The sequence below is a fragment of the Bradyrhizobium hipponense genome (assembly GCF_008123965.1).
In the GTDB taxonomy this organism is placed as follows: domain Bacteria; phylum Pseudomonadota; class Alphaproteobacteria; order Rhizobiales; family Xanthobacteraceae; genus Bradyrhizobium; species Bradyrhizobium hipponense.
On the sequence record NZ_VSTH01000007.1, the window covers coordinates 39357 to 51689 of the forward strand.

Here is a 12333-nt window from a genome sequence, read left to right on the forward strand (position 1 = left end):
CTTCGACACCCAGGCCCTTGGAGCGGTTCGGCAAGCTGATGCGTGAAAATCTTACCTCCGGCCGCATCCCTTTCGGAAAGCTTACATCAAATCGGTCGTGGACCGGGTAGAGGTAGATGATTGCGCCGTCCGCATCGTGGGCGACAAAGCAACCCTGGAGCAGGCCATCGCCGGCGGTCAAAACGCGAACCCCTGCGTTCGCAGCTTCGTACGCAAATGGCGCTCCCTAGGGGAGACGAAGGGCGACTCAAGAAGACGTTGAAAAACAAGCGTAAATCAGCCTAGCTGCTCTAACACTGCTACCACCACTCGCTACCACCCTCAAGTCGAAAGGAGCCTATTTGGTAAATGAGTACGGGGTGACGTTCTCTGTCAACGCGCCAATCGAAAGGCGCCCAAAGTATAACCGCTATAGTGGCTGGGGAAGCGTCTATTGAAATTTGAGAGCCAGCGCATATTCGACACCCGCGTTCACTGCTGCTTTACCGTCGCCGGGGTGCAACCGTCCAAACGCCGCGCCCGCTTGAACGGCATCTGCCCTATGCTTGGGTGCTCCGTGGCCCGAGGGTTCAAATATCTGGTCACCTTTTCTCAACTGAGTAATCGCCTGGATCAAAACTGGATAGTTTGGCTGCCGTTCTACCCTGTGTGCACCGTAGTATCCGCACACGAAGTCTGCGCATAACTCGTAACGTACTTGGAAGAAGGAATCGCCCGCGGTTGTGAATTTGTATAGGAGGCGATGCTTCCTCTGTAAGGCGTGCCCGCTTTCGTGAGCGCACAACGCTGTCAGCGCCGCTCCCAAATTCTTCGTTACCCTGCGGGTTTCTTTCAAGAGGTTCCGTCCGACCAAGATTGTCCCGTCAGAGGGCAAATCTGGTTTCATCGGTTTAATTAGGTCAGCCGGCACAAAGGCCGCATTGGGTATGGTCGTTTCGGTGTAGAGGCCAAACCCGAAATTCAGGCCAAGATAGTTGGCAATATCAGCCAGTACCCAGACAAACGAGTTCTTATAATCGTCATCGAAATCGTCGCTCGTGTCTTCAAAGAGTGGCGTCACTGACCCATAATTTATAACCGATCCGGCCGCCCCGTTAGTTGCCTCGAAGGACGGGTCGCAAACCGACGGATCAGACTGAGCCGCTACCCTTCCACAACTGCAACACAACACGCCACCGACTAAAAGGCTGAAATTGCGTCTGCTCAACTTGCTCATTTGACCTTCAGCGTGCAACTTCCACCTAGTTCCTCACATGCTTGCTTGATTTCCTGTTCTGCAGCCCTTCTCTCTTCCTCATTCGAACATCCCATTTCGACAGAGGGTAAAATGCTAGTCTCCCCTCCTGGTGGAAGGATTGGTAGGATGGCCGGCGGCTTACCGGTATTCAACAACAAGAATGAAATAGAGGTAATCGTTTCTGGAGAGGCTGCAGAGGCGGAGACTATCCAATCAATTTTACCCAAGGCATGAATTGACCGAAATGCATATTGTCGCCCGTAATCGTTGTCGACCGACAGAACTGGACAAATTTTCTTCAATGCACTTTGAAGCACGGCTTTTGCCAGTGGAGGCGCACCGTTCAAGGCAGCGAGTGTCTTTGCTGGGACTTCTGGTGCCAAGTTAGTTGTGTCGAGCGTCTTGTTCTGAAGATCGACAACGATGCGGCTTTCGGCATCAGCCGCATTAGAAGAAAGAAGATAGGCTGCGGCATAGCTCGACGGAACGCATAGAGCGCAAAGTATGCCTATCGCTATGGAGGCAGCGAATCCACACGGTTTAATCATCTGTGGTGATCCCCGAGAAGTAACTCTCGTTCAATGTGCCTTCAGTAGTTAGTGCGGGATCTGTCGCCACGTTGTTGCTCAACACCTGAGCGGCAGCTTTCTCTGCATCCCACATGTTAGGCATCGCCACATACCCTCCCACAAGCAGGTTGTTAGCCTCAGACCGGATGATCCCGCAGTCCCTCTTCTTATCCGCCGGTAGTGAGGGGCAACCCGCGTCAGCAAAGAACCCCCATCGGTAGCCGAGGCCCCCGTCCGGCTTGCCCATGCCTTGCGCAGAGAAGTACTTAAAGCCCGCCACTAAGTTAGAGTAGTCGCTTAGATCGGCCCCCGTCTTGTCGATGTATCCTAGGAAGACCACCCCATGGCCGGTCCTGGTTCGGTTGAAGTTGACGAATGTACCGGGGAAGAGGTTCTTGAAAGCGATTCTCTTTCCCATGCCGAAATTTTCAAATGCGTGTGCGGCGCCAGTCGACGGGCTTCCATTTACCATCCAGATCTGCCCTCTCAAGTCGAGTGGACGCAGCCGGGCCCAGGTGACCTTGGGGATGTAATGGAAGGGTGACACGTCTTTTGTTTCGCGCGCGTACAGATTTAGAGCTTCAACTAAAACCTCGAGCTGGGCGGCGACGCACATCGTTATGGGTGGGCCAGACGCCTTTAGGATACCATCGTCTCCGAACGTCAGATCTTGAGTGAAAGCAGCGCTGCCGTAGCCTTTCGCGGCACGGCTTTCTCCGAGCATTTTCACGGCTGTCAGAACGTACTTGTTGAAGCCGCCGTCCGGGGATTCGGATCGAGCTGGAAAGGGAAAAAGCGCGGCTGCAATAACGAAACACGCAGAGATCATTTTCATGAAATCACCTAAGCGAAAACGGCAGGCTGATTGACCTGACGGAGCGAAAAACAAATCTGTTTGACTTTAACCTATGATTGTGAAAATGTAAAAGCGCGCTTTAATTGCTACTAAAGCTACAAGACCCATTTGTTACGAGGGTCGTTTATGTGCAATTGCTGCACTCGCAGACCGTCAATCTTCCAGTCTCTGACATCTGGGTTCGCCCGACGGGCGCCGTCTCAGCTTCCTGCCTATATTTGCGCATCAAGTGAGTTACTGCCGACGAAGATCGATACTCATTCGAGTTCAGGCAGCTCGTGGCGGAGCCAAATTGATTAAGCGGGGAAGTGCTATGGCTGTCCTAACTTTCTCACAGCGCTTACGGACGCAACGGAGCGCCCGCTTTGGGTATTCCACCATTCTGCTCGGAATTGCGTTTTCTTGTGAGCTTACTGCTCCGGCTTCAGCGCAAATGAATACTTGCGGGATGGCGTTGCAGCAGCTTCAAATGTATGTCGGCAGAGTGAACCAGACTGCTCAATACGAGTACTATCAAGGCATACCGATGCGGTGCCGCGGCAATCCAATGTGCGGACAGGCGATGCTCCAGCAGCTTAACTTCTGGTATGCGCAGCAGTCGAATATGGTGAACAACTACTACATGCAGATATCGGCGCAATGTTCGTCCGGTCCTCCGACACCTCTGGAACGGCGGCCGGACGACACCGGATCGCCTCGAATTAGCGAACGGGATGTGAAAACAGTCCAGATTGATGATGAAGATCGTACTGTCAGAATCAAAATTCCGAGCACACCACAGGGGTTCGTACCGCAATGAAATCGACGAACCTTAGTCGCAGATGCTTCACCTGCGGATTGGTCGGGAGCGTTGCTGTCGGCCTCACAAAGCCAGCCTTTGCTTCGTTACCGGTCTGCCTCTTTTCAGCTACTGATGGCTGGGATGGGTCAACTACTCGCGAATTTATCACTCGCCAAGCCCGAACCAATGACTTATCGGGTGTCCCTGATGTCGTAGATCGGATCATGAGAACACTGGGGTTCAAGGTCGACTTCGATATTTTCATTGCAGAGAAGGAAGACAACGCCTTTGCTAGTGTAGCAAATGGACACAAAATTCTTGTGGTCGATGTTGGATTTGTCAGCAAGATGAACCGGGTTGCAGGCACTGAGTGGGGCGCAATTCAAATTATAGCCCATGAAGTCGGGCATCATATTGCCGGGTTTGGTGGTGATCGGCACCGTAACGAGCTGAACGCTGACTATTGGAGTGGCCAGGCCTGTCAACGACTTGGGTCCGCAAAAGACGCAGCAGAAAAAGCGATTCTTGCAGTGGGGACTGATGCCGACACCCCGTCGCATCCGAACAAGCGCCGACGTGCAGACATCATCGGCCAAGGATGGGAAGACGCAAAGCTCGGCAAAATTGATTATTCATTCTGTGATAATTGCCGATAGCGCTCAGGCTCTTTACCATCCTCGCGCTGCCCGATTTTCGAGCTGTACTCAGCTTTTCAGCGTCTTCGGGATCGCTGGCTCCCTGAGGAAGACGAAGGTCGGCAGGCGAACACACTGGAAAGAAACAACAAATCAGCTTCCCTGCGTTAGCACTGCTATCACGCGATGCTACCATATACAGCCGGGGGCGCCGCAAGAGAGTTACCCTCGCTTGCCTCCTTGAGGCTTGCCGGCGCAACCAAAGCTTTTGCGATCCAGAGGCGCCGCGCTCGCCGCTCCGCCGCTTGCGAAGTCCGCAAGCGACTTGCGTGTCCGTTAGCTCGAGCGAATAGGTGACGAACTGACGTCTTCCCGCAGCGGCCCAAACGATTTCTCAAGCTCTGCCAAGACCGCACCAATCCCATCTAGCGTCGACACGGCCGCGACATATCGATCGGGCCGCACAAGCAGCACCCGACCAGTGAGCGGCCTCAAAAACGCTTCCGCCTCCGGCGAGGCCGGTCTAGCGTGCTGCACACCACTAACTTTCACACACTGCATATCATTGAAGCAAATAGATAAAAACTGCGGGCTCAAAAATCGCGAATCGGCAAGCAAGAGCAAATCGTTGGTGGGTACAGCGATCCCTACCACCAGGAACCAACCGTCCGAAATCGCATCAATTGACTTCGTGCTACCACCATCCAAGAAAAGCGAAACACGCGGACATGTCCGCCCAACAACGAGTTCCTGCCGCCTGGACCGCACCATGAAGCCGGCCTTAATCCATGGTCGAGGCATGTAGCGCATCTCGGCAAAGAAGCGCTGGATCGCGGGGATAAGGTTCAATGTCTGGAAGACGGCGTCTCTCGCCGCAGCAATAATGCGGTTGCGAATGTTTGCCATTCTTCCGATCATCACCGAATATCGAATAATCGCCTCAACCTGCGGCCTCCTTTCTGTCTCGTAGGTCTCAAGGATCGTGGGGTTGAGCCTCCCTTGCAGTACCGCCGCAATCTTCCAGCAAATGTTGTTGGCATCGCGAGCGCCCGTGTTCATGGCCTGCGCGCCGAACGGCGGCATGACGTGCGCTGCGTCGCCGAGCAAGAAGACCCGTTTCGATCCCATTCGCTCGGCGATGCGCTCCGAAAATCCATAGACCACCGACCGGATGATTTTGAGGGGTGTTCCTTTGTACGGAGTATGTCTGTCCACGAGATCACGGATGCTGTCCGCCGTGGCAATCTTGTGATGATCTTCGCCGGGGTTGAGCATGAACTCCAGTCTTCGTCCGCCATATGGCGCAGGCACGCTGTTGAACGGCCGCTCAGGATTGCAAAAAAAACGCGAGAAGGGGGACCGGTCGGGAAACTCGGCGAGGTCGACCACTAAATGGGGTTGATCAATGCGATTTCCGGCGAAAGAAATATTGACAGCCGAGCGGATGAAACTTCGCGCGCCATCACAGGCGAGTACAAATCGTCCCGTCACTAGATGTTCTCGCCCGGCACGAACGACCTTCAGCCTGACGCCATTCTCTTCCTGATCTAGGCCTGCGACAGTAGACCGGTACTGCAGATCGACGCAGGGATAGCGCCGTGCGCCCTGCAGCAGCTTCTTCTCGAAGACTGGCTGCATCAATCCCGCGCGGTTGCCAAATCCATTCGACGTCAAAAAGGGGTTGACCTTCACCACCGGCTTTCCCCGCATAGAATAAAAGAAAATTCCAAAGGGCGGCGAGAGGTGCTCTTCCATGTCGTCGAGCAAATCCAGGCTATCAAGAAGACGGAGATATTCGTCGTCGATCACGAGTGCTTTGGGCAAGTCCGACGTCAGTTCATTCCACTCCAGCAAGATTGTGGAAATCCCGAGCGAGCCGAGAATGTTAGCGACCGTCAGGCCGATCGGACCCGCACCAACGACCAGGACATCGGCATCTTTGGTTCCTCGCCCGTCGGGTCCCGAAATCGGCTTTATGAGTTCGCGGATCTGATCAAGCGACAGATGATTATCCATTAACGCCCGCCTTTCTAATTTGGCAGTTAGTTTCGACCGGCGACCGCCTCAGAGCTTAACTACTAGTGGACTTGATTCGCGTCTGTCCCATGCACAGGTGACGAACAGAAGTTTGAGATCAGCAAAATACGGTCCGTTCCGAAAATTCTGCATCATCATCATCATCATCATGCCCGCCGCCACTGCTTTTCCAGCGTAACCAACTAGACGCAGCCGACGAATCAAACCTAGGTAGCCATCCCCTCAGAGAGGGCGTGTCATGCTTCGGATCAGCGCGGCCGAAACACGTGATCGGGGCGCGGCGGCAAGAAAGGTAGAAAGCATCATTACATCCCGGTCCGCTTCCTAGTGATGGGCCGGGCCGAAAGGGCGTTTATGCGAATACAGCTGGCCCTGCCTGTTGCGAAGCCCTGCTACGGCTCTGAGCTTCTAAACGGCGATCGGTCACGCTGCGGCCGGCCGAACGCGGATTTGTCGGATCCGACTTCGGGGGCGATGCCAGCCATTCAGCGGACGTTCTGAGCCGGTTCGCCCGACAGCTGGTAGCTCAAGCTTCTGCCCACTAAGTCCTGTGGAAACTCGCCCGTTGAGGATGTGGCAGACGACGGCTTGAGCTGAAGTATGCGCAGAACACCCGGACAGTTCGCTCTTCCACATGTTCGCGGAGCGCTCCCGGGGCGGCCCAATCGGCCGAAGTGACAGCCATCTTGAGCGAAGGCCGCCATGCCCGTCCGTCGCGCCGACGCGACGCCAATGATGCTTCATGGCTATGCAGTCGAGTTACCATTTGAGTGAGGCTGCGGTATCTCGCCGCTCGCGTAAGGTCGACTCGCGCGCGATGGCGAGGGCGATCAAGGCAAACAATACCATCGCGGCGGCGACGACGACCAATGCGGGGCGAAGACCGCCGACCGACGCGGCCAGCGGCGCAACAAGCAGTGGGCTCAAGAACTGACCGAAATACAGACCGAAGTATACCTGGCCGGTTGCCTTGCCCATGTGCCAGGGTTTTGCGGCGGCCATCGTCCAGGCCATGACATTGGGAACCAGCATCCCAGCACCAAGTCCATGTACTGCGAGGATGACGAAACTCTCGGCATAGCTGGTGATGCGCGACAGCCACCAAATCCCCACTGCCAGCAGCGCAAAGACCAAGACGTTGATCGATTGCGTATTGAACCGCCTCCGTAGGACGGGCCACAGCAACGTTCCCGCGGTAGCCGAAAGAATTCCGAAAGCGGCCCCCATTCCGATGGCTTGTGTCGACGTTATACCCAGATCCGCGAGCAGAAACGGGTACTGGACCGGCGGTAAGTAGACGGCGATCATGCCCACCAGCATGACTGTAATCTGGGGAAGCAGCGCGGACTTTGGCGGCCGTGTAGCTGCGAACCCCAGCGTATCGGTGCGCGGCGCGTATTGTGGGGGGGGCAGTCGCAGTTGGAAGGGAATCAGGAGCAGCGCGAGACCATAGAGCGCGAACGGCAGCCGCCAGTTCATTTCGCCGAGAGCGCCACTGATAAAAAAGAGAACTGTGCCGGCAACGCCGATAAAGCGCATTTGCAGATTAAGATAACGTTCGCGCTCCTGTCCTTTGAAGTGAGTACCGATGATGGACGTGCAGCACGTCATCACGATTGCTTCAGCGGCACCGAAAATGAACCGAGAGACGACGATTTCAGTTATGCCATCGAGCCAGAGCGGAGCGACGCCGGAGACGGCGTATAGCGCTGTGCCCCACACCAAAAATTTGCGGCTCCCCCAACGGTCAATGACTGTGCCGATGAAGGGTGAAGCGATCGCCGTGACGAATGCAGGCGCCATCAGCGCCAACGCCACCAACAATTCGACGTGTTTGACCGAGGCGTAGGCCGCCTGGAACTTGACCAAGATAGGGACCACCAGGATGGATGCCAAGATGGTCATGCAGCTGCCGAACAGCAGCACTATTCCGACGCCGTTCACTCGTTCAATTGTCTTCATGTCGCCCCTCACCCTCACTGCACTTCTTGACTTGACATCGATCCCGCCGATGCTCGCGCGCTGTGGGAACAAGCCGGACCGCAGATATGTTTCCAGGCAGCCGGACCTGCCGCGCGAGCGAAGGTGTCGACCTGCGGCGAACGCCTCTCTTCCGGAAGGTCGACCTTTGCGACAAGGGACAAATCGCCTGTATCGTAAACTTCGCGGCCGTTGAGCATCGTCTTCAGCACCCTGATTTTGGGAAGCGCATCGTTGTCACAGGTCAGCGGGTTGCGATCGACGACCGCAATGTCGGCTTTATAGCCTGCGCGCAATGCGCCGATCCCGCTCCAATTCATCAGCGTCGCGCCCGAGCTGGTCCAGGCTTTCAGAGCCTGGAGCCGCGACACCGCCATGCCAGGCTGAACGTTCCGATGGCCTGAACCTGCAAACTCGTGCGTCTCAGCGAACGCGATGTGCTCGAAAGGCCTTGCCGGCCCCCAATCACTGCCGAGCGTTACGTTCGCTCCGGAATCCATCATCCGCGCCAGTGGGATGAGGTCGCTCAAGCAGTCTCTTCCAATTCGCTCAGCGAAGAGGTCGCCCTTCCCCCAAGTGAAACTCATGCTCGTCGACAGATGGAAGCCAAGCTCCGCATAGCGCCGAATCGTCTCCGGGCTGATGAGGATGTTGTGCTGCATGATCCACCCTTTGGATGGAATGTCGTAAGAACTCAGGAAGGGCTGGAGCGATTCCAGAAACTCGCGATGGTCCTGGTATGCTCCTTGAACCATGTTCAGCCGTAGATCGTTCTTCAGGCAGAACTCGATCGCCTCGCGCTCGATGTTCTGAGGCACGAAGGTGTGTCCCCGCGTTGCACGACCGTAGGGATCTCGAATCGTTTTGTCCGCGCGAAGAAACCCTGGCCAGCACGGACCTCCCCGCGAAAGCGTAAGACCGTTGATGCGAAAGAGATCGTCCTGCACAGACCTCAAGCGAAGCGCTAAAGCAAAGTTGGAGCGACAGTCCTCCTCCGACAACCCCAGCCCATAATCGAAGCCGTACTGCGCTGCTTCAAGCGAGCTCATGACGCGCAGCGTGCTTTCACCGGCCTCGCGCATAAGCCGATACGCGTCGATGTGCTCCGGGGCCATGACGTGCCCCTCATAGGCTGCTGTTACACCACGGCTGTTGGCGATAAGCTGTCCCAGCCGTGCACCACGGTTCCAGTCATCGGCAGTCGGCATGGGAATGTTGACCGTCAGGGACAGCCAGAAGGGATCAGGATTGTAGTAGCTGGTGACGCTGCCGCGAAAAATTCCGCTAGGCTCGCCATCTGGCTCTTTTTCGATCCAGACATCGCTTACGCGGGAAGGTAGTGAAGCGGTTATCCCTAAACGGCGCATCGCCACGGTATTCATGGCACAGACATTGGGAATGCGCGGACCCCACGCGGCAATCATGACCGGATGGTTTGGCGCGATCGCATCAAGCAGCGTGCGGTTCGGAAGGCAACCTTCGGCGAGGTCGCGCCAGCTCCTCCTGGTGAAATAATGAGGCTCGCCGACCGGGGTCGTAATAATCCATTCGCCTGCTGCCACTGTCCGGGCACGTTCTCGGATACGCTGGGCGATGTCGTCATGATTCTTGGCGTCGAGAATATCGACACACATGCCCAGGACGGCTGCAAAGTGGATGAAATGAGGATGTGTATCGATAATACCGGGCATGGCCGTCGAGCCGCGCAAGTCCAAACGCCCCGCCCCTTTGCCCGCGACTGTGAGCATCGAGCTCAAATCTCCGGTCGCGAGAATGGTGTCACCATCGATCACCATGGCTTCGGCCATGGGCGATGCCGCATCTAGCGTAAGGATTTCACCTCCATGAATCACGGTTCGCATCGGCCTCTCTCAAGGTTCGTTGTTAAGTGACCATTGGTCACTTCCCGAAACTGGCTGTTTTGACAGCGGCTGTCAAGTATTGCAGAAACGCCTATCCACGGCCGGACCGACGATGAAAATCCGAAAGAAGACGCCCGACGCCCACCACCACGGCAATTTGCGCGAGGCCGTGTTAGCAGCCGCGATGTCGCTCCTGCGGCAACGGCAGACTCCGTCGTTCAATCTCCGCGAGATCGCGAAGATGACGGGAGTGGGGCACTCGGCCGTGTACCGGCACTTCGCCAGCAAGGACGCCCTGCTCGCCGATATCGCGGCCCGGGGTTTTGCCGAACTCGCCCAAATTCAGAGTCGGGAAATGGACCTAGCCGGCGATGACCCTTGGGAACGGCTCATTGCGGCGGGGCTCGTCTATGTGAATTTCGCCCGAACCAATAGGGCGGCTTACATTGTCATGTTCGACCCCACTATGCGGGAGCGTTGGACCGAACTCGAGAATGTCAGAACGGCATTGGACACATCATTCGGCCAGTTCGCCAAGACAATCGTCGCCTGTCAAACAGCCGGCCTGTTGCCGGCGGCGCCTCTCGAAATCCTGACCAGCATACTTTGGTCTGCAGGGCACGGCCTCGCACAACTACTCGGATCGGGTCACCTCGATTGGCTTCGGTCTTCCGCAATAAGCGAAGACCAGTTTGTATCAATAGCTATCCATGTATTTTGCGAGGCCTTGCGCGCTCCGGCTTCAAAACCGTGGCTGGAACTACGACCTGGTCTAGCCGCCGCGACCCGGGGCCCGAGATCCAAGAACTCCTCCTGACCAAGCTCGCCCCACCAAGAGACCCAAAGTGGTCTATGGTAGAGCGCGCCGCGCGACAGCCAGCAGGCGTCCGACGCTAAAAACAGACAACAGGCAGCAATCTCGGCAGGCGCGGCCATACGCCCCAGCGCGATCCGCCGTTCGACAGACCGGAATTCGGCATCGGCCGTCGTGTCATTCTGCTCCGCCAGCAATTGCATCTCGTAGGCGCTCATCGGCGTCCGCACCCAGCCCGGCGCTACCGCATTGGCGCGGATGGAATCGGCGCCATGCGCGTAAGCCAGCGAGCGCGTATAGGCGACCACAGCCGCCTTGCTCGCCGCGTAACTCGTGCTGTCTGGACTCGCATTGAAGGCTGCGACGGTCGCGACGTTGACGATCGCCCCTCCCTGCTGCTTCAAAAGCGGTAAGGCGGCGCGACACACCGCATAGTTCCGGTCAGGTTGACCTCGAGCGTCTTCGCCCAGACATCATCTAATACGTCCAACGGCTGGTCCGGAATAGTGAGACCCGCGGCATTGACCACGATGTCGAGCCGCTGGCCGCAGCTTTCGATGGCCCGCACGATGTCGGCGCTCTCGGTAACGTCGCCCGGGACCGCCTCTCCACCCGCCTCGGCAGCGGCCGCGTCAAGTTCGGCATCACCGAGGCCAAACAACACGACGCGTGCACCGTTCTGCGCAAATCATCATCGCGGTCGCGCGACCGATGCCGGTCGCCGCTCCTGTGATCAATGCGGTTTTCCCGCGAGCCGCGCCGTCATCCAAGGCCCCATTGCCGCTCCACCGCAAAACCGGTCTCGGGCAGCGTGCTGCCGCCATCGACGACGATGGTCTGCCCGGTCATGTATCCCGCTTCGACGGAAGCCAGATAGAGCATCGCGTAACCGATATCGTCGGCACTCCCCATCCGACCGAGCGGGACGAAACGCTCGAGCTTCGCTCGCGTCTCCGGCGCGCTCATCGTGCCGCGGCCCGGCTTGGCAATGAACCCTGCCTCGACGCCGTTGACGGTGATGCCGTCGCGCGCCAGTTCGAACGCCGCGCCGCGGATGAAGGCGTTGACGCCGGCTTTCGCCGCCGAGTAATGCGCGCCACCACCCATCGCAACACGCGCGGACACGGAGGATGTCACGAGAATGCGCCCAAAGCGGTTGGCGCGCATATGCGAGATGGCCGCCTGCGCCAGCCAGAAACTGGCATTAAGGTTCAGCGCCAGCGCCTCCTCCAGCTTGGCTTCGTCCAGTTCCTCCAGCGACGACCACGGACAGCCGCCCGCATTATGAACGACGATGTCGAGACGGCCATATCGTCCTGCGACGCGGTCGACCATGGCGTGCAGGCTGGCACGGTCGAGCGCATCGAACGGCACGCAATGCACCGTCAATCCATTGATCGCAAGCTCCGCCGCGAGGGCTTCCGCAACCTCCCGCGTGCGGTTGGCGATCACGACGGTGGCGCCGGCCTCCGCCAGGCGCGTGACGATGGCTGCGCCAATGCCCCTGCCTCCGCCGGTCACGATGGCGATCCTGCCTGAAAGGTCGAAGGGACGCTGCATGG

General features: G+C 57.3%; 10 protein-coding genes and 1 pseudogene. 3 read left to right on the forward strand and 8 right to left on the reverse strand.

Annotation, left to right across the window (positions count from 1 at the left end; all coding sequences use genetic code 11):
* Positions 1-430 precede the first annotated feature (430 nt).
* Genes FXV83_RS00765 through FXV83_RS00775 form a run of 3 tightly spaced genes read right to left on the reverse strand, consistent with a single transcriptional unit; the run spans position 431 to position 2641 of the window.
* Positions 431-1216: a hypothetical protein gene (locus FXV83_RS00765; RefSeq protein WP_148736803.1), complete on the reverse strand. Its 786-nt coding sequence runs from the start codon at positions 1214-1216 to the stop codon at positions 431-433.
* Positions 1213-1785, reverse strand: coding sequence for a hypothetical protein (locus FXV83_RS00770; RefSeq protein WP_148736805.1), 573 nt, complete (start codon positions 1783-1785; stop codon positions 1213-1215). Before FXV83_RS00770 ends, FXV83_RS00765 begins: the two co-directional genes overlap by 4 nt.
* Positions 1778-2641: a hypothetical protein gene (locus tag FXV83_RS00775; protein ID WP_148736807.1), complete on the reverse strand. Its 864-nt coding sequence runs from the start codon at positions 2639-2641 to the stop codon at positions 1778-1780. The genes FXV83_RS00770 and FXV83_RS00775 overlap by 8 nt, the downstream gene beginning before the upstream one ends.
* A gap of 469 nt (positions 2642-3110) precedes the next feature.
* On the opposite strand from FXV83_RS00775, the gene FXV83_RS00780 reads away from it, so the two are divergent.
* On the forward strand, positions 3111-3461 hold the full coding sequence (locus FXV83_RS00780) for a hypothetical protein (RefSeq protein WP_148736809.1): 351 nt from the start codon (positions 3111-3113) through the stop codon (positions 3459-3461).
* A 206-nt stretch (positions 3462-3667) separates the two neighbouring features.
* Positions 3668-4099 carry a M48 family metalloprotease gene (locus FXV83_RS00785; protein ID WP_148736811.1) on the forward strand — a complete coding sequence of 144 codons (432 nt, stop codon included), beginning with the start codon at positions 3668-3670 and terminating at the stop codon, positions 4097-4099.
* Positions 4100-4414: 315 nt separating this feature from the next.
* Here FXV83_RS00785 and FXV83_RS00790 read toward each other — a convergent pair whose 3' ends face one another.
* The 3 genes from FXV83_RS00790 to FXV83_RS00800 all read right to left on the reverse strand — a co-directional run bounded on the left by FXV83_RS00790 (position 4415) and on the right by FXV83_RS00800 (position 9957).
* Positions 4415-6094, reverse strand: coding sequence for an FAD-dependent monooxygenase (locus FXV83_RS00790; RefSeq protein WP_148736813.1), 1680 nt, complete (start codon positions 6092-6094; stop codon positions 4415-4417).
* A 780-nt stretch (positions 6095-6874) separates the two neighbouring features.
* A complete protein-coding gene (locus FXV83_RS00795) occupies positions 6875-8077 on the reverse strand; it encodes an MFS transporter (RefSeq protein WP_148736815.1) in 1203 nt (400 codons plus the stop codon).
* Positions 8078-8091: 14 nt separating this feature from the next.
* Positions 8092-9957, reverse strand: coding sequence for an amidohydrolase (locus tag FXV83_RS00800; RefSeq protein ID WP_148736817.1), 1866 nt, complete (start codon positions 9955-9957; stop codon positions 8092-8094).
* 184 nt (positions 9958-10141) lie between these two features.
* Between FXV83_RS00800 and FXV83_RS45335 the strand changes: the two genes are divergently transcribed.
* The gene (locus FXV83_RS45335; protein ID WP_430648923.1) at positions 10142-10774 is read left to right on the forward strand and encodes a TetR/AcrR family transcriptional regulator; all 633 of its coding nucleotides are present in this window, start codon (positions 10142-10144) and stop codon (positions 10772-10774) included.
* Positions 10775-10899: 125 nt separating this feature from the next.
* Here the strand turns inward: FXV83_RS45335 and FXV83_RS45340 are convergent.
* Together FXV83_RS45340 and FXV83_RS00820 are read right to left on the reverse strand one after the other, a co-directional pair.
* Positions 10900-11435 (reverse strand): annotated as a pseudogene (locus FXV83_RS45340) (SDR family NAD(P)-dependent oxidoreductase); the annotation flags it as partial.
* A gap of 98 nt (positions 11436-11533) precedes the next feature.
* Positions 11534-12331, reverse strand: a complete 798-nt coding sequence (locus FXV83_RS00820) for an SDR family oxidoreductase (RefSeq protein WP_148736823.1) — start codon at positions 12329-12331, stop codon at positions 11534-11536.
* Positions 12332-12333: the final 2 nt, after the last annotated feature.